Annotated in this window: 13 protein-coding genes and 1 riboswitch; of the genes, 3 read left to right on the plus strand and 10 right to left on the minus strand. The window is 72.2% G+C overall.

Annotated features, from left to right (window positions below; translation table 11 throughout):
- Positions 1 to 112: 112 nt before the first annotated feature.
- On the minus strand, positions 113 to 961 hold the full coding sequence (locus tag ACIQ8J_RS11345) for a sulfurtransferase (protein ID WP_403270750.1): 849 nt from the start codon (positions 959 to 961) through the stop codon (positions 113 to 115).
- A gap of 214 nt (positions 962 to 1,175) precedes the next feature.
- Between ACIQ8J_RS11345 and ACIQ8J_RS11350 the strand changes: the two genes are divergently transcribed.
- Complete coding sequence (locus ACIQ8J_RS11350) at positions 1,176 to 1,949, plus strand: VOC family protein (RefSeq protein WP_403270748.1); 774 nt, start codon at positions 1,176 to 1,178, stop codon at positions 1,947 to 1,949.
- A 7-nt stretch (positions 1,950 to 1,956) separates the two neighbouring features.
- Here the strand turns inward: ACIQ8J_RS11350 and ACIQ8J_RS11355 are convergent, their stop codons facing one another.
- From ACIQ8J_RS11355 to ACIQ8J_RS11370, 4 genes are read right to left on the minus strand one after another with little or no spacing between them, the layout of a single operon-like run.
- Positions 1,957 to 2,619: a thymidine kinase gene (locus tag ACIQ8J_RS11355; RefSeq protein ID WP_403270745.1), complete on the minus strand. Its 663-nt coding sequence runs from the start codon at positions 2,617 to 2,619 to the stop codon at positions 1,957 to 1,959.
- A 40-nt stretch (positions 2,620 to 2,659) separates the two neighbouring features.
- On the minus strand, positions 2,660 to 3,847 hold the full coding sequence (locus ACIQ8J_RS11360) for an alkaline phosphatase family protein (protein ID WP_403270743.1): 1,188 nt from the start codon (positions 3,845 to 3,847) through the stop codon (positions 2,660 to 2,662).
- On the minus strand, positions 3,847 to 4,434 hold the full coding sequence (locus ACIQ8J_RS11365) for a DUF5998 family protein (RefSeq protein WP_403270740.1): 588 nt from the start codon (positions 4,432 to 4,434) through the stop codon (positions 3,847 to 3,849). The genes ACIQ8J_RS11360 and ACIQ8J_RS11365 overlap by 1 nt, the downstream gene beginning before the upstream one ends.
- A gap of 38 nt (positions 4,435 to 4,472) precedes the next feature.
- The gene (locus ACIQ8J_RS11370) at positions 4,473 to 7,400 is read right to left on the minus strand and encodes a GNAT family N-acetyltransferase (protein WP_403270737.1); all 2,928 of its coding nucleotides are present in this window, start codon (positions 7,398 to 7,400) and stop codon (positions 4,473 to 4,475) included.
- Between the two features lie 152 nt (positions 7,401 to 7,552).
- On the opposite strand from ACIQ8J_RS11370, the gene ACIQ8J_RS11375 reads away from it, so the two are divergent.
- Positions 7,553 to 7,834: an HPr family phosphocarrier protein gene (locus ACIQ8J_RS11375; RefSeq protein ID WP_100575907.1), complete on the plus strand. Its 282-nt coding sequence runs from the start codon at positions 7,553 to 7,555 to the stop codon at positions 7,832 to 7,834.
- Between the two features lie 188 nt (positions 7,835 to 8,022).
- Here ACIQ8J_RS11375 and ACIQ8J_RS11380 read toward each other — a convergent pair whose 3' ends face one another.
- The 4 genes from ACIQ8J_RS11380 to ACIQ8J_RS11395 form a co-directional block, all read right to left on the minus strand.
- On the minus strand, positions 8,023 to 8,700 hold the full coding sequence (locus ACIQ8J_RS11380; protein ID WP_403270734.1) for a GntR family transcriptional regulator: 678 nt from the start codon (positions 8,698 to 8,700) through the stop codon (positions 8,023 to 8,025).
- 202 nt (positions 8,701 to 8,902) lie between these two features.
- Positions 8,903 to 9,664, minus strand: a complete 762-nt coding sequence (locus ACIQ8J_RS11385) for a M23 family metallopeptidase (protein WP_403270731.1) — start codon at positions 9,662 to 9,664, stop codon at positions 8,903 to 8,905.
- A gap of 13 nt (positions 9,665 to 9,677) precedes the next feature.
- Positions 9,678 to 9,838: riboswitch (cyclic di-AMP (ydaO/yuaA leader) on the minus strand.
- Positions 9,839 to 10,053: 215 nt separating this feature from the next.
- Complete coding sequence (locus ACIQ8J_RS11390) at positions 10,054 to 11,418, minus strand: M16 family metallopeptidase (RefSeq protein ID WP_403271110.1); 1,365 nt, start codon at positions 11,416 to 11,418, stop codon at positions 10,054 to 10,056.
- 17 nt (positions 11,419 to 11,435) lie between these two features.
- Positions 11,436 to 12,776 carry a M16 family metallopeptidase gene (locus tag ACIQ8J_RS11395; protein WP_403271107.1) on the minus strand — a complete coding sequence of 447 codons (1,341 nt, stop codon included), beginning with the start codon at positions 12,774 to 12,776 and terminating at the stop codon, positions 11,436 to 11,438.
- 206 nt (positions 12,777 to 12,982) lie between these two features.
- Here ACIQ8J_RS11395 and ACIQ8J_RS11400 point away from each other — a divergent pair, with 206 nt between their 5' ends.
- A complete protein-coding gene (locus ACIQ8J_RS11400; RefSeq protein ID WP_403270728.1) occupies positions 12,983 to 15,445 on the plus strand; it encodes a DNA topoisomerase (ATP-hydrolyzing) subunit A in 2,463 nt (820 codons plus the stop codon).
- On the opposite strand, the gene ACIQ8J_RS11405 is transcribed toward ACIQ8J_RS11400, so the two are convergent.
- On the minus strand, positions 15,446 to 16,606 hold the full coding sequence (locus ACIQ8J_RS11405; protein ID WP_403270726.1) for a CobW family GTP-binding protein: 1,161 nt from the start codon (positions 16,604 to 16,606) through the stop codon (positions 15,446 to 15,448).
- Positions 16,607 to 16,623 lie beyond the last annotated feature (17 nt).

A 16,623-nucleotide genomic window follows, 5' to 3' on the forward strand; every position in this document is an offset into this window, starting at 1 on the left:
CCCCGGTTTCAATCACGCTTTCTTAATACCCCCCCCCGGGCCCCCGGGCCCCGGGGGGGGGGGGGGGGGGCCCCCCCCCCCCCGGGGGGGGCCCCCCCCCGCCACGTCCCTGCTACTGCGGATCGGGGCCCGTCGCCACCGGCCGGGACTCGTCCGAGGACCACTCGGACCATGAACCGGCGTACAGCGCGGCCGGGATCCCCGCGACGGCCAGGGCCAGCACCTCGTGGGCGCCGGAGACCCCGGAGCCGCAGTACACGCCGACCTCGCTGCCCGAGGCGCCGAGGGCCTTGAAGCGGTCGGCGAGTTCATCGGCGGGCAGGAAGCGGCCGTCCGGGCCCACGTTCTCGGTGGTCGGCGCCGAGACCGCGCCCGGGATGTGCCCGCCCACCCGGTCGATCGGCTCCACCTCGCCGCGGTAGCGCTCCCCCGCGCGGGCGTCGAGCAGCAGTCCGGAGCGGGCGAGGGCGGCCGCCGCGTCCGCGTCGAGGAGTTTGACGGCGCCCGGCGCGGGCCGGAAGTCGCCCTCCGCGGGCGCGGGGATCTCGGTGGACAGCTCACCCGTCCAGGCGGCGAGCCCGCCGTCGAGGACCCGCACGTCCGGGTGACCGGTCCAGCGCAGCAGCCACCAGGCGCGGGCGGCGGCCCAGCCCTGGCCGCCGTCGTAGACGACGACGGGCGTGTCGGCCGACACGCCCGACCGCCGCATGACCGCACCGAATTCGGCCACGTCCGGCAGCGGATGGCGGCCGCCGGCCCCGGGCGGTCCGGCCAGTTCGGCGTCGAGGTCCACGAACACGGCGCCGGGGAGGTGTCCGGCCGCGTACTCGGCGCGGCCGTCGAACGGCGCGGCCCCGGCCGCCTTGGCCAGGCTCAGCTGCCAGCGGATGTCGAGCAGGACCGGAGGCCGCGGCCCCGCCGCCTCGGCGGCGAGTGCGGATGCGGTGATGATGGCGTTCATGGGGGCCATCCTCGCGCAGAGTCCACCCATAACGTAATGGTCGCGAAAAGGATGGCAAGCCTCAAAGCGGGCATCCTCCTGCGGGAACGCGCCAAAAGCGGCGCGGCCGGGGCGCGGTGGGGCCCCGGTGGTGGAAGCATCGGGGCCCGGGTACGCGGTTCGCCGAACGGCGCACCCGGGCAGCACGATGGCGACGGCCGAGGAGAGAGTGACGATGACCCAGTCGGAGACCCGGCGCACACCTGGCACGCCCTGCTGGGTGAGTCTCATGGTGCACGGCCTGGCCGCGACCCAGCAGTTCTACGGAGCGCTGTTCGGCTGGGAGTTCCGGCCGGGACCGCAGCAGCTCGGCCCGTACGTCCGCGCGCTGCTCGACGGCAAGCAGATCGCCGGGATCGGCCAGCTGCCGCCCGACCGGCATCTGCCGATCGCCTGGACCACCTATCTGGCCACCGACGACGCGGACGAGACGGCCGAGACGATCCGCCACTGCGGCGGCACCGTCGGGGTGGGGCCGCTGGACGCCGGAGAGGCGGGCCGGCTCGCGATCGCCTCGGATCCGGCGGGTGCGGTCTTCGGGATCTGGCAGGCCGGCGCGCACGTCGGCACCGCGGTCGCGGGCGCGCCCGGCACCCCCACCTGGAACGAGCTGGTCACGCGCGAGACGGCGTCGGTCGGCAAGTTCTACCAGGCGGTGTTCGGCTATGACCTGGACGCGGTCGTCTCGGCCGACTTCGACTATGTGACGCTGCATCTGGCGGGCCGCCCGGTGGCCTCGCTGCACGGCGTGGGCCATGCTCTCGCGCGCGACAAGGGCGCGCACTGGATGACGTACTTCGAGGCCGCGGACGTGGACGAGGCCGTGCTGCGGGTCGCCGACCTCGGCGGGCAGGTGCTCCAGCAGCCGCGCGAGGGCGCGAGCGGGCGGGTGGCGACGGTCGCGGATCCGGAGGGGGCCGTCTTCACCCTCGTACGGTCGGGCAGCTGAGGGACCCTCAGACGCGGGCGGCCTCGGCGTCCACCGGGAGGACGTCCGGGGAGAGGGCGGCGGCGCGGGCCGCGGCGGCCGTCATCCGGCGGCGGTGGTGGCGCCGGCACAGCACCTCGTAGCCGATCTCGTCGTCGGAGCGGTTGACGTCGCCGACCACGACCTGGGCACCCTCGACGACCATCTCGCCGCCTACGGTGCGGGCGTTGTGGGTGGCGCGGGCGCCGCACCAGCACAGCGCCTCGACCTGCAACACCTCGACCCGGTCGGCGAGTTCGACCAGGCGCTGCGAGCCGGGGAACAGCTTGGAGCGGAAGTCGGTGGTGATCCCGAAGGCGAACACGTCGAGTTCGAGGTCGTCCACGACCCGGGCGAGCTGGTCGATCTGCTCGGGCCCGAGGAACTGGGCCTCGTCGGCGATGACGTAGTCGCAGCGGCCGCCCTTGGAGAGGTGGCCGACGAGGTAGGCGTAGAAGTCGAAGCCGTCGGCGGCCTCGACCGCGTCGGTGACCAGGCCGAGCCGGGAGGACAGCTTGCCCTCGCCCGCGCGGTCGTCCCGCGTGAAGATCATGCCCTGCAGACCTCGCGCGGAGCGGTTGTGCTCGATCTGAAGAGCGAGGGTGCTCTTTCCGCAGTCCATCGTTCCGGAGAAGAACACCAGCTCGGGCATGGGAAGTTGACGGCCTTTCGGATGCGGGGAGAAGGGGATGCTACGAGCGTACTTCGAGGAGCGGTACGAGCTGCTCCACCGGTGTCATCGAGCCGTGCATGCCGACCATGGCGGACTCGTGGGGCTCGCGCCGCGAGGCGGTGATGACCACGTCGTCGCGGGCGGCGGCGACCACGTCACCGATCCGGCCGTGCACGCGCTCGTCGACGCTCGGGCCGAACCAGCCCGCCGCGATCGCCTCCTCGCGGCTCGCGACCCAGAACTGCTCGCCGAGCACCTCGCGCCAGCAGGTCAGCACATCACTCTGGGCGCCCGGCACCGCGTAGACGTGGCGGGCCCGGCCCTCGCCGCCGAGCAGGGCGACCCCGGCCCGCAGCTCCCAGTCGTCGTCGAAGTCGATGCGGGACTGCTCGTCGAAGGGGATGTCGATCATGCCGTGGTCGGCGGTGATGTACAGGGCCGCGCGGGGCGGGAGCTGTTCGGCGAGGCGCTGGGCGAGCCGGTCGACGTACATCAGCTGGCCGCGCCAGGCGTCGGAGTCGACGCCGAAGCGGTGGCCCTTGCCGTCGACGTCGGAGTAGTACGTGTAGACCAACGACCGGTCACCGGCGGCGAGTTGGGCGGCGGCGAGGTCCATGCGGTCCTCGCCGGAGAGCCTGCCGCGGAAGCTGCCGCCGCTCAGGGCGATCTTGGTCAGCGGGGTGTGCTCGAACGTCGGCGACGACACCTGGGCGGTGTGCACGCCGTCCTGGTCGGCGAGCTGGAAGACCGTCGGGTACGGCTGCCAGGCGTGCGGGTCGGTCCAGGGCTTCCAGCGGAGCTGGTTCATCAGCTCGCCGGTCTCCGGGTTGCGCGCGGTGTAGCCGGGCAGGCCGTGCTCGCCGGGGGGGAGCCCGGTGCCGACCGAGGCCAGCGAGGTCGCGGTGGTGGCGGGGAAGCCGGCGGTTATGGGACGGCCGGTGTTGCCGCGCGAGGTGCCGAGCAGGGAGTGCAGATAGGGGGCCTCGTCCGGGTGGGCCTTGATCTGCTCCCAGCCGAGGCCGTCGATCAGGAAGACGCAGTTGCGGTCGGCGGGCGCGAGCCCGGCGATGCGCTGTTCGAACCCGGGTACGCCCTGGCCCGCCACGAGGGTGGGCAGCAGATCGGCGAGCGATCCGGTGCCGTACTCGGGGACGGGTGCGGTGTCGAGGGCGAGGGGTTCGGGATCCTGCCAGGCGGGCTGAGCCATCACCGGCCGGTCGCCGCGGTCGCCTCGGACAGCGCCTGGGCGAAGGCCAGGGTCTGGCGGACCGTGTCCGGGCCGTCGCCGGCCTCGCTGACCCGCAGGCTCAGGTCGTCGGCGGTGGAGTTGCCGGTGTAGCCGTGGTCGGCGTCGCAGTTGGGGTCGCCGCAGGCGGCGGGCTCCAGGTCGATCCGCGAGACCGCGCCCCAGCCGATGGTCAGGACGACCTCGCGGGGCAGGGTGCCGGGCGTGTACGACTCGGGGTTGGCGACGACGCGGCTCACCACGACCGACGAGATCCGGCCGAGCTTCACGGACTCCGTGGAGGTGGTGGCGTACGGCGTCGGGGAGCTGGTGTCCGCGTTCTGCTCGTCGGTGTGGCTGACGATGAACCGGTTGTCCGTGAGCACCAGGACCGTCACATGGCGGCGCACTTCGTTCGCGTCGAAGGTGGTCTCCTGGTGGACCAGGTACGACGCGATGGGCTCACCACCGACGGCGGCCTCCACCGCCTCGGCCACAAGGGCCGGGTAGTAGCCGCTGCGCTCGATCGCCGCGCGCAGCCCCTGGGTCGTCGTACCGGTCTTCGCCATGGGGTCCATCTTAAGCTGCCGCAGGCGGCCGACGGCCCTCAGTAGCTGGGCAGCCGTCGTGGACCCAGGTCGCTGCGGGCCGGGGGCGGGGCGAGGCGGACGTGCGCGCCGAGCACCGACAGGCCCCGCTGGGCGACGATCACGGGCTCCAGGCCGACGGCGACCACCTCGGGATGGTCGTCGACCAGCCGCGACACCCTCAGGAGCAGCTCTTCGAGGGCCGCGGTGTCGACGGGCGCGGAGCCCCGCCAGCCGAACAGGAGCGGCGCCGTCCGGATGGATCTGAGCAGCTCGGCGGCGTCGCGGTCGGTGGCCGGAATGAGCCGGTGCGCGGTGTCGCCGAGCAGCTCGGACGCGGCCCCGGCGAGCCCGAAGGAGAGCACCGCGCCGACCGCGGAGTCGATCGAAGCGCGCACGACGGTGTCCACTCCGCGCGGAACCATGGCCTGCACGACGGGCTTGAGCTCCTCGGGCTTGCCGAGGCTGGCCGTCAATTCGGCGTATGCGCGGGCGAGTTGGTGCTCGTCCGCGAGATCCAGGCGTACGCCGCCGAGGTCGGGGCGGTGGCGCAGGTGCGGGGCGGTGGTCTTGAGGGCGACGGGGTAGCCGAGGCGGCGGGCGGCCTCGACGGCATGGGCGGCGTCGGGGGCGGGCAGGGTCGGGCGCACGGGGATCCCGTAGCGGCCGAGCAGTTCCTCGGCGTCCGTGGCGGTCAGGGTCGTGCCGCGGGGGTCGGGGGCGGGGCCGAGCAGGCGCTCGATGAGCGCGGCGGTGCCGGGTTCGTCGATGTCGTCGTACTCCCCCACCTTGCCTGGGTCGGCGGCCTGTCTGCGCCACTGGCCGTAGCGGACGGCCTCGGCGAGGGCGCGGACGGCGCGCTCGGCGGCGGGGTAGGCGGGGATGCGGGTGGCCTCGCGGGGTGGGTGGTTTTTCGGCTGCCCGCCGGTGGGTGTGCTGGGGCTCTGCCCCAGACCCCGCTCCTCAATCGCCGGAGGGGCTTGATTTTCGCCGGGCAGCGCTGGATTCGTAGCGGGCGTGGCCGGATTTTGTCCGCGCGAGGAGGAGATCGTGGCGGCCGGGGCCGGGGTGCCGCCGGTCGGCCTCACCGTGCGGGCCGCTGCCGACAGGGCTTCGGCCAGGCCGCCGATTTCCACGTGGACCACCGCGACCGGCTTCGCCGGGGACGCGGTCGCCGCTTCGCGCAGGGCATCCGCCAGGACCTGGCCGTCGCCGGATTCCACCGCCCCGTTCTCGCCGACCCAGGGAATCGCCGTCACCACGACCGCGTCGCACTTCTCGTCCGCCAGGGCCGCCGCGAGGGCCGCCCTGAAGTCCGCCGGGGTCGCGGCCGTCGTCAGGTCGAGGGGCTTGAGCGGGCGCAGGCCCTCGGTCAGGCAGGCGTCGTACGTGAGGAGGCCGAGCGATTCGGAGTTGCCGAGGATCGCCACCCGGGGGCCCGCGGGCAGCGGCTGGCCGGCGAGCAGCAGGCCCGCGTCGACGAGTTCGGTGACCGTGCCGACCAGGATGACTCCCGCCTGACGCAGCAGCGCGGAGACCGTCGCGTCCGGTACGCGGGTCACCGGGACGGCGTGGCCGGGCGGCGTCGCACCGCTGTGCCGGGCGCCCTTCACCACCACGACGGGCTTCGCGGCGGCCGTGCGGCGGGCGAGCCGGGTGAACTTCCGCGGGTTGCCGATGGATTCGAGGTAGAGCAGCACCACATCGGTGTCGGGGTCCTCGTACCAGTACTGGAGGAAGTCGTTGCCGGAGACGTCGGCGCGGTTGCCGGAGGAGATGAACGTCGACAGGCCCGCGCCGCGCCGGTACAGGCCCGACAGGAGGGCGATGCCGATCGCACCGGACTGGGTGAACAGACCGATCCGGCCCGCGGGCGGCGGCTCGGGCGCCAGCGAGGCGTTCAGCCGCACATCCGCCGCGGTGTTGATGATCCCGAACGCGTTCGGGCCGATCAGCCGCATCCCGTACGAGCGGGCCTGGCGCACCAGTTCGCGCTGGCGCTCCCTGCCGTGCGGGCCGCTCTCCGCGTAGTCGGCCGACAGGACGACGAGGCCCTGCACGCCGTGTTCGCCGCAGTCGGCGACGGCTTCCGGCACCCGCTCGGCGGGCACCGCGACGATCGCCAGGTCCACGGGTTCGCCGATCGCGCCGACGGAGCGGAACGCGGGCACGCCGTCGAGCTCCCCCGGCCCGTCGCCGAGCGCCCGGTTCACCGCGTACGCGCGCCCGGTGAAACCGGCGTCCAACAGGTTGCGCAGCACCGTGCGGCCGACCCCGCCGGGGGCGCGGCCGGTGCCGATGACCGCGACCGAGCCGGGCGCGAGGAGGCGCCGCACCGACCTCGCCTCGGCGCGGTGCTCGCGGGCACGCTGGACGGCGAGGGACTCGGCGGTGGGCTCCAGGTCGAGGGTGAGGTGGACCGAGCCGTCCTCGAAGGAGCGCTTCTGCTGGTACCCGGCGTCCGTGAACACCTTGATCATCTTATTGTTCACCGGGAGGACCTCCGCCGCGAAGCGCCTGATGCCGCGCTCCCGGGCGACCGCCGCGATGTGTTCGAGCAGGGTGGAGGCGACGCCTCTGCCCTGGTGGGCATCCTGGACCAGGAAGGCGACCTCGGCCTCGTCGGCGGGGGCGGAGGCAGGCCGGCCCTGGGCGTTGATGCGGTCGAAGCGGACGGTCGCGATGAACTCGCCGCCGACGGTGGCCGCGAGTCCGACCCGGTCCACATAGTCGTGATGGGTGAAGCGGTGCACGTCCTTCGCGGAGAGCCGGGGGTAGGGCGCGAAGAAGCGGTAGTACTTCGACTCGTCCGAGACCTGCTCGTAGAAGGAGACGAGCCGCTCGGCGTCCGCGGTGGTGATGGGCCTGATGCGCGCCGTGCCGCCGTCGCGGAGCACCACGTCGGCCTCCCAGTGAGCGGGGTACGCGGGGTCGGACGCCGTCGTCATACCGAAAGCGTACGGGTCGCGGGGCCATACGGGGCGGGGCACTGTGGGGAGGGCCGAACGGCGGCGGAAGCGGGCCTATGGTCGGTACGAGCACTGCACACCACATGAGAGACTGGTCTAGACAACCGTCAGAGATTTCGAAGGGCAACACCATGGCTGAGCGCCGCGTCAACGTCGGCTGGGCCGAGGGCCTGCACGCCCGCCCCGCGTCCATCTTCGTCCGTGCCGCCACGGCTGCCGGAGTCCCCATGACGATCGCCAAGGCCGACGGCAACCCGGTCAACGCCGCGTCCATGCTCGCGGTGCTCGGTCTGGGCGCGCAGGGCGGCGAGGAGATCGTGCTGGCCTCCGACGCCGAGGGCGCGGACGCCGCGCTCGACCGGCTGGCCAAGCTGGTCGCCGAGGGTCTTGAGGAGCTCCCCGAGACCGTCTGATCCGGTCGGCTTCACAGCGAAGGGCCGCTGATCTCGCATTCGGGGTCGGCGGCCGTTTCGTTTTCGCCGACTGCGCTTCGATGACGGAATTCCGGCATCCACATTTCGGGGCCGGCATTTCGAGGTCCACATTTCGGGCAGCCGAAATACGGCCCAGCGTCGCGCTTTCTTTGTATACGGCCCGGCTGTTAAGTGCGGGCACTCGCCGTGTGTACGGCAGGTTGCGAAGTGCTCACCGCGGCGGGGCGCCGCAGCCGATGGGCGGAAAAGGAACGCTCGGTGTGCAGGGCGGTGAGCGAGCGGGCGCGTTCGGCGTCGCCCCGGGCCACCGCGTCGGTGATGGCGCCGAGTTCGGCCCAGGACTCGCCCGGCCGGACCGGCTGCTCGACCGCGTACATCCAGGCGATCTTGTGCCGCAACTGCGTGAGCAGCGCGATCAGTCCGGGGCTGGCGGAGGCCTGGGCCAGCGTCTCGTGGAACCAGCCGCCCAGCGAGCGCAGGTCCTCGCCCTGGCCGCGCCGGGCCCGTTGCTGACCCAGCCTCACCAGGCCGCGCAGCACTTTGAGATGGGCCTCGGAGCGGCGGCCGGCCGCCCGCGCGGCGGCCAACGGCTCAAGCAGCACCCGCAGTTCGAGGAGGTCGGCGGCCTCCAGCTCGGTGGGCTCGGCCACCCAGGCGCCGGCATGTCTGCGGGTGGTCACGAAGCCCTCGGACTCCAGGGTGCGCAGGGCTTCGCGCACCGGGACGCGGGAGACCCCGTAACGGCGGGCGAGTACGTCCTCGGTGAGCCGGCTGCCGCGCTCCAAGGCGCCCGAGACGATGTCGCCGCGGATCGCCGTGCATACCGAATGCGCCGGAATGCGCATGGCCGAACCTCCGCCTTTATCCCCGCGAAACGCGGTCGAGCGACGCCTGTCGACGGATATCGATGTCCGTCGATGCCTGTTCCGCGACTCTATTCCAGGCTTTGTTAATTCCCGGTGACGGGCCGGAACCAATGGATATCTTTTGGCCAACCGCGAAGGCCCCCGGCAGCGCGCCGGGGGCCTTCGGTGTGCGCGGGGGCCGTCAGACGGAGACGCCGTGCGAGCGAAGGTAGGCGACCGGGTCGATGTCCGAGCCGTAGGTCGGGGCGGTGCGGGCCTCGAAGTGGAGGTGCGGGCCCGTGGTGTTGCCGGTGTTGCCCGACAGCGCGATCTGCCGGCCCGGCTCCACGGACTGGCCCACGGAGACCTGGATGACCGAGAGGTGGCCGTACTGGGTGTACGTGCCGTCGTTCATCCTGATGACTATGTTGTTGCCGTAGGCGCCGCCCCAGCCGGCCTCCACGACGGTGCCCAGGCCCACGGCGTGCACCGAAGTGCCGCTCTCCGCATGGAAGTCGATGCCGGTGTGGGCGCCGGAGGACCACAGGGAACCGCCGGTCTTGTAGCCGGTGGACACATAGCTGTCCGATATGGGGGCGACGAAGGTGTTGAGGCGCTTGCGCTCGGCCTCGCGCGCCGCGCGCTCCTTGGCCTCGCGGTCCGCCTTGGCCCGCTCCTCCGCCTTGCGCTGCGCGGCCGCCTCGGCCTCCGCCTTCGCCCTGGCCTTCACGGCCGCCTGCTTCTGGGCGTCGGCCTGGGCACCGAGCTGCGCGGCGAGGCCGTCGCCGATGACGATGGCCTGGGTCAGGCCGGTCTCGGCGACGCTCGGGGCGGCGGTGGCCGGGGAGGCGAGGGTGCCTACGACTCCGGCGGTGGCGAGGGTGGCGATGCCCGCTATGTTCGCGCTGCGGCGCGTCATACGGCTGGGCGCGCGGTGCTTCCCGGTGGCACGGGTGAACGCCATGAAGTGGCGGTGTCCTTTCCTTCCATCTCGCCTACCGGGTTAGCTGACGGGTTCGGAGCAGGAAGGTCTCCTACGGGCTCCTCCGCGGGCGGAGGCGTCCGATTCACCCCAGGGACTGAGTGGGTCCCCGGCTCCCCTGGCTCGCGCCGTTCGGGGACTCGGCGATCACTGTCCGGTGCCGCGGGCGCGACGGGTGGTGACGGACAGCCGGACCGACGCTAGACGGCCGGTCTTTCAATCACCAAACAGACACCGTGTTTTGTAGCGCACGCCACATGACAGACAGGCAACCTCCCCAACAATCCGGACATTTACGCCCCATAAGGGAGGACCCCGGCGGCGCATTCGCCACCGGGGTCCCTGTGTGCCCAGTTGTCCAGGTGCCTCAATCAGCCCGCGACCACGGTCACTTCACCGATTCCGAGCGCCCTGACCGGCTCCTCGATCTGAGCCGCGTCACCGACGAGAACGGTGACGAGCCGGTCGGCCGGGAAGGCGTTGACGACGGCCGCCGTCGCCTCCACGGTGCCGGTCTCGGCCAGCAGCGCGTACAACTGCGCCTGGTAGTCGTCGGGGAGGAACTGCTCGACCTGGTCGGCCAGCGTCCCGGCGACGGCCGCCGCGGTCTCGTACTTGAGCGGGGCGACGCCCACCAGGTTCTGCACGGCGGTCTCGCGCTCGGCGTCCGTCAGCCCCTCCGCGGCCAGCGTGCGCAGCACCTTCCACAGGTCGTCGAGCGCGGGGCCGGTGTGGGGGGTGTCGACCGAGCCGCTGATGGCGAGCATCGCGGCGCCGCCCTCGGGGCCCGAGCGCAGCACCTGGCCGAAGGCGCGCACGCCGTAGGTGTAGCCCTTCTCCTCGCGCAGTACGCGGTCGAGCCGGGAGGTGAGGGTGCCGCCGAGGCAGTACGTGCCGAGCACCTGGGCCGCCCAGACCCGGTCGTGGCGGTCGGCGCCGATGCGGCCGATGAGCAGCTGGGTCTGGACCGCGCCGGGGCGGTCCACGATGACGACCCGGCCGGTGTCGTCGGCGGTGATCGGCGGGATGGGGCGCGGCTCGGCGGTGTTGCCGCTCCAGTCGCCCAGGGTGTCCGCGAGGACCGCGTCGAGGTCGGTGCCCGACAGGTCGCCGACGATGACGGTGACGGCCGTCGAGGGGCGCACATACGCCTCGTAGAAGGCGCGCACCGCCGCCGTGTCGATCGCGGCGACGGTCTCCTCGGTGCCCTGGCGGGGGCGCGACATGCGCGCGGAGGCCGGGAACAGCTCCTTGGAGAGCTGCTGGGCGGCCCGCCGGGACGGGTTGGCCTGCTCGTGCGGGATCTCGTCGAGCCGGTTGCGCACGAGCCGGTCGACCTCGGAGTCGGCGAACGCGGGGGCCCGCAGCGCCTCGGCGAGCAGCGAGAGCGCCTTGGGGAGCCGGGAGACCGGCACTTCGAGGGAGACCCGGACGCCGGGGTGGTCGGCGTGCGCGTCGATGGTGGCGCCGCACCGCTCCAGTTCGGCGGCGAACTCCTCCGCCGAGTGCTTGTCGGTGCCCTCGGTCAGGGCGCGCGCCATGATCGTGGCGACGCCGTCGAGGCCCTCGGGCTCGGCGTCCAGCGGGGCCGCGAGGAAGATCTCCACGGCGACGACCTGCTGGCCGGGGCGGTGGCAGCGCAGCACCGTGAGGCCGTTGGCGAGGGTGCCTCGCTCGGGGGCCGGGAAGGCCCACGGCTTGGCGGTGCCGGCGGCCGGCTGCGGGTGGAACTCCATGGTCACGACGGCGTCCGTCACTGGGCGGCCTCTTCTTCCTCTTCGTTGCTTGCCTCGGGCGCCGCGATGGGCTCGTACACCAGGACCGCCCGGTTGTCGGGGCGCAGTTTCGCGGCGGCGACCGCCTGTACTTCCTCGGCGGTGATGTCGAGGACGCGGTCGACCGCGGTCAGGGCGAGCTGCGGGTCGCCGAACAGCACGGCGTACCGGCACAGTTCGTCGGCGCGGCCGGCGACCGTGCCGAGCCGGTCGAGCCACTCGCGCTCCAACTGGGCCTGGGCGCGCTCCATCTCCTCCGCGGTCGGCCCCTCGGCGGCGAACCGGGCGAGCTCCTCGTCGACCGCGGCCTCGATGTCGGGGACTTCGACACCGCCGGAGGTCTTGACGTCGAGCCAGCCGAGCGAGGGGGCGCCGGCGAGGCGCAGCAGGCCGAATCCGGCGGCGACGGCGCTCTGGTCGTGGCGGACCAGGCGGTTGTGCAGCCGGGAGGACTCGCCGCCGCCGAGGACGGTCAGCGCCAGGTCGGCGGCGTCGGCCTCGCGGGTGCCGTCGTGCGGCAGCCGGTAGGCGGCCATCAGGGCGCGGGCCGGGACGTCCTCCTCCACGACCTCGCGCAGCTGCCCGCCGATGGTGTCGGGCAGCGCGCCGTCGCGCGGCGGCTGCTTGCCGTCGTGGGTGGGGATGGAGCCGAAGTACTTCTCCACCCACGCCAGGGTCTGCTCGGGGTCGATGTCGCCGACCACCGCGAGCACCGCGTTGTTGGGCGCGTAGTACGTACGGAAGAAGTTCCGGGCGTCTTCGAGGGTCGCCGCGTCCAGGTCGGCCATCGAGCCGATCGGCGTGTGGTGGTAGGGGTGGCCCTCGGGGTAGGCGAGCGCGGTCAGCTTCTCGAAGGCGGTGCCGTAGGGCACGTTGTCGTAGCGCTGGCGGCGCTCGTTCTTGACGACGTCGCGCTGGTTCTCCATCGACTCCTCGTCGAGCGCGGCGAGGAGCGAGCCCATGCGGTCGGCCTCCAGCCAGAGCGCGAGCTCCACCTGGTGGGTGGGCATGGTCTCGAAGTAGTTGGTGCGCTCGAAGCTGGTGGTGCCGTTCAGCGAACCGCCGGCCCCCTGCACCAGCTCGAAGTGGCCGTTGCCGTGCACCTGGTGGGAGCCCTGGAACATCAGGTGCTCGAAGAGGTGGGCGAGACCGGTGCGGCCCTTGACCTCGTGGCGCGAGCCGACGTCGTACCAGAGGCACACCGCCGCGACCGGGGTCAGGTGGTCCTCGGAGAGCACCACGCGCAGGCCGTTGGCCAGTCGGTGCTCAGTCGCTGTCAGACCGCCGGAGCCGGCCTGCGCTGTGGCCGTGTGACCCATGGGCATGTACGTCCCTTCGTTCGCGATGTGCAGTACTGCGATGTGAAGTACTGGCGGGGGAAGTCCTGGGTGGAGAAGTCCTGCCACTGTATGCAAGCGCGTGGGCACCTGGCGAAGTTCCCGGGTCGCGGTCGGCGTTGTCAGTGGGACGGTCCACAATGGTCGGCATCAGTCCCGATCCGGTACGTGAAGGAGCAGCAGCCGCGATGGCCCGCCGCAGCACGAAGACCCCGCCGCCGCCCGACGACTTCGAGGAGCGGATCCTCGACATCGACGTCGTCGACGAGATGCAGGGCTCCTTCCTCGAGTACGCGTACTCCGTGATCTACTCGCGGGCCCTGCCGGACGCCCGCGACGGAATGAAGCCCGTCCAGCGCCGCATCGTCTACCAGATGAACGAGATGGGCCTGCGTCCCGACCGCGGCTATGTGAAGTGCGCCCGCGTCGTCGGCGAGGTGATGGGCAAGCTGCACCCGCACGGCGACGCGTCGATCTACGACGCCCTTGTCCGCATGGCGCAGCCGTTCTCCATGCGCCTGCCGCTGGTCGACGGCCACGGCAACTTCGGCTCGCTCGGCAACGACGACCCGCCGGCCGCCATGCGGTACACCGAGTGCAAGATGGCCGACGCCACCTCGCTGATGACGGAGTCCATCGACGAGGACACGGTCGACTTCACGTCGAACTACGACGGCCAGGAGCAGGAGCCGGTCGCCCTTCCGGCCGCCTATCCGAACCTGCTGGTCAACGGCTCGTCCGGGATCGCGGTCGGCATGGCGACCAATATGCCGCCGCACAACCTGGGCGAGGTCATCGCCGCCGCCCGCCATCTGATCAGGCACCCGGAGGCGGATCTTGAGGCGCTGATGCGCTTCGTGCCGGGTCCCGACCTGCCGACCGGCGGCCGGATCGTGGGCCTGGGGGGCATCAAGGACGCCTACGGGTCGGGCCGCGGCACCTTCAAGATCCGCGCCACGGCGTCGGTGGAGAACGTGACGGCCCGCCGCAAGGGCCTGGTCGTGACCGAACTGCCCTTCACCGTCGGCCCGGAGAAGGTGATCTCCAAGATCAAGGACCTGGTGGGCTCGAAGAAGCTCCAGGGCATCGCCGATGTGAAGGACCTGACCGACCGCTCGCACGGGCTGCGTCTGGTCATCGAGGTCAAGAACGGCTTCGTGCCCGAGGCGGTCCTTGAGCAGCTCTACAAGCTGACGCCGATGGAGGAGTCCTTCGGCATCAACAATGTGGCGCTGGTGGACGGGCAGCCGCTCACCCTGGGCCTCAAGGAGCTGCTGGAGGTCTACCTCGACCACCGCTTCGACGTCGTACGGCGCCGCAGCGAGTTCCGCCGCACCAAGCGCCGGGACCGGCTGCACCTGGTGGAGGGCCTGCTCGTCGCGCTGGTCGACATCGACGAGGTCATCCGGATCATCCGGTCGAGTGACAATTCGGCGCAGGCGAAGGAACGGCTCATCGAGCGCTTCTCGCTGAGCGAGATCCAGACGCAGTACATCCTGGACACCCCGCTGCGCCGGCTCACCAAGTTCGACCGGATCGAGCTGGAGCGCGAGCGCGACCGGCTGAACGGCGAGATCGACGAGCTGACCGGGATCCTGGACTCGGACAGCGAACTGCGCAAGCTGGTCTCGGCCGAACTGGCCGCGGTGGCCAAGAAGTTCAGCACCGACCGGCGTACGGTCCTGCTCGAATCGGCGGGCGCCCCGGTGGCCGCGGTGGCCCTTGAGGTCGCGGACGACCCGTGCCGGGTGCTGCTGTCCTCGACGGGTCTGCTCGCGCGCACGGCGGGCGCCGAGGAGTTCACGGCCGGTGAGGACGACAAGCGCGCCAAGCACGACGCGATCGTCTCGGCCGTGCCCGCGACACAGCGCGGTGACGTGGGCGTCGTGACGTCGAGCGGGCGGCTGCTGCGCCTGGCGGTGATCGACCTGCCGCAGCTTCCGGACACGGCGGCCGCGCCGAATCTGTCGGGCGGCGCCCCGATCTCGGAGTTCCTCTCGTCCCTGGAGCCGGACGAGACGGTGGTCTGCCTGACCACCTTGGACGAGTCCTCGCCCGGTCTCGCGATCGGCACCGAGCAGGGCGTCGTCAAGCGCGTGGTGCCCGACTACCCGGCGAACAAGGACGAGTTGGAGGTCATCACCCTCAAGGACGGTGACCGGATCGTGGGCGCGGCCGAGCTGCGCACCGGCGAGGAGGACCTGGTCTTCATCACCGACGACGCCCAGCTGCTGCGCTACCAGGCGAGCCAGGTGCGCCCCCAGGGGCGGCCCGCGGGCGGCATGGCGGGCATCAAGCTGGCCGACGGCGCCAAGGTCATCTCGTTCACCGCGGTCGACCCGGCCGGGGACGCGGTGGTGTTCTCGGTGGCCGGCTCGGGGGGCACCCTGCTCGGCGACACCGCGGTCTCCGCGAAGCTGACGCCGTTCGACCAGTACCCGCGCAAGGGCCGGGCCACCGGCGGGGTGCGCTGCCAGCGCTTCCTGAAGGGCGAGGACAAGCTGCTGCTCGCCTGGGCGGGCCCGGCCCCGGCCCGCGCGGCCCAGGCCAACGGCGCCCCGGCCCAGCTCCCCGAGCCCGATCCGCGCCGTGACGGCTCGGGCACCCCGCTCGCCTCACCGGTCGCGGTGCTCGCGGGCCCGGCCTCGTAGCTACCGGCCGGGCATCAACCAGCCGACGGTTCCGGGGAGTTCATCGAACTCCCCGGACCGGTCCGGCCCCTGTGACTCCTGCGGCTGCTCGGGTACGTAGCGCAGCACGCCCCACATGGCGTGCTCGTCCCGGGTCTCCCCCGGGCCGGCCGCCACGCACTCGGCGAGCCGCTGGTGCAGCGCGTCCGCGTCGATGCCCGAGCCGATGAGGACGAGCTGGGTGAGGCGTTCCTGCTCGCGCGCCCAGGGCTCGGGGTAGAAGCGCAGGAACCGGCCGACCGCGTGCACGGTGTACCGGTTGCGGCCGTCGGCGGCGCCGAAGTCGACAAATCCCTTGATGCGGTAGAGGCCTTCGGGCCGGGTGTCGAGGAAGGCCATGAGGCGGCGCGGGTCCATGGGCACGGCCGAGGTGAAGGCGACGGACTCGTACCCGGCGTGCGGATGGGCGGCATGCCCGTGTCCCGGGCAGCCACCGTGGTCGTGGCCGTCCTCGGTGCAGCCCCCGCCTTCGGGGAGGTCGTCCAGGAGGTCGTCGAAGGCGAGCTGGCCCACCCGTTCCGTGACGGGCCTGCGTTCGAAGAAGAGCTCCGGGTCGACCCGGCCGTACGCGGACTCCACCACCGCGGCCGCTCCCCCGAGCGCGGTGCGCAGCCGGGCCAGCTCCGCCGCGTCCACCCGGTCGGTCTTGTTGAGCACCACCAGGTCGGCGATGGCCAGGTGCCGTTCGATCTCGGGGTGCTTCTCGCGCGTGGTGTCGTACTCCGCCGCGTCGACCACCTCGACCAGGCCCCCGTAGACGATCCGCGGGTTCTCGCTGGCGAGCAGCATCTTCACGAGTTCCTGGGGTTCGGCGAGGCCGCTCGCCTCGATGACGATGACGTCGAGGCGGGCGGCGGGCCGGGTGAGCCGGTCCAGGTAGAGGTCGAGTTCACTGGCGTCGACGGCGCAGCACAGGCAGCCGTTGCCCAGCGAGACGGTCGAGTCGCCGAGCTGGCCCGCCACCGTCATCGCGTCGATCTCGATGGAGCCGAAGTCGTTGACGATGGCCCCGATCCGGGTGCCGCGGCCGGCTCTGAGCAGATGGTTGAGCAAGGTGGTCTTGCCCGATCCGAGGAAGCCCGCGAGGACGATGACGGGGATCTGCTGGCTCGGGCTGCTCACCTGGGGCCTTTCTCGGA

Source organism: Streptomyces sp. NPDC094147 (genome assembly GCF_044764265.1).
Classification (GTDB): Bacteria; Actinomycetota; Actinomycetes; order Streptomycetales; family Streptomycetaceae; genus Streptomyces.

Bases quoted from the DNA above. Each gene is read 5' to 3' on its own strand.
- ACIQ8J_RS11345 (WP_403270750.1), bottom strand. From the start codon at position 961: ATGAACGCCATCATCACCGCATCCGCACTCGCCGCCGAGGCGGCGGGG.
- ACIQ8J_RS11400 (WP_403270728.1), top strand. From the start codon at position 12,983: ATGGCCCGCCGCAGCACGAAGACCCCGCCGCCGCCCGACGACTTCGAG.
- ACIQ8J_RS11350 (WP_403270748.1), top strand. From the start codon at position 1,176: ATGACCCAGTCGGAGACCCGGCGCACACCTGGCACGCCCTGCTGGGTG.
- ACIQ8J_RS11360 (WP_403270743.1), bottom strand. From the start codon at position 3,847: ATGGCTCAGCCCGCCTGGCAGGATCCCGAACCCCTCGCCCTCGACACC.
- ACIQ8J_RS11395 (WP_403271107.1), bottom strand. From the start codon at position 12,776: ATGGGTCACACGGCCACAGCGCAGGCCGGCTCCGGCGGTCTGACAGCG.
- ACIQ8J_RS11380 (WP_403270734.1), bottom strand. From the start codon at position 8,700: ATGCGCATTCCGGCGCATTCGGTATGCACGGCGATCCGCGGCGACATC.
- ACIQ8J_RS11365 (WP_403270740.1), bottom strand. From the start codon at position 4,434: ATGGCGAAGACCGGTACGACGACCCAGGGGCTGCGCGCGGCGATCGAG.
- ACIQ8J_RS11390 (WP_403271110.1), bottom strand. From the start codon at position 11,418: ATGGAGTTCCACCCGCAGCCGGCCGCCGGCACCGCCAAGCCGTGGGCC.
- ACIQ8J_RS11385 (WP_403270731.1), bottom strand. From the start codon at position 9,664: ATGGCGTTCACCCGTGCCACCGGGAAGCACCGCGCGCCCAGCCGTATG.
- ACIQ8J_RS11355 (WP_403270745.1), bottom strand. From the start codon at position 2,619: ATGCCCGAGCTGGTGTTCTTCTCCGGAACGATGGACTGCGGAAAGAGC.
- ACIQ8J_RS11370 (WP_403270737.1), bottom strand. From the start codon at position 7,400: ATGACGACGGCGTCCGACCCCGCGTACCCCGCTCACTGGGAGGCCGAC.
- ACIQ8J_RS11375 (WP_100575907.1), top strand. From the start codon at position 7,553: ATGGCTGAGCGCCGCGTCAACGTCGGCTGGGCCGAGGGCCTGCACGCC.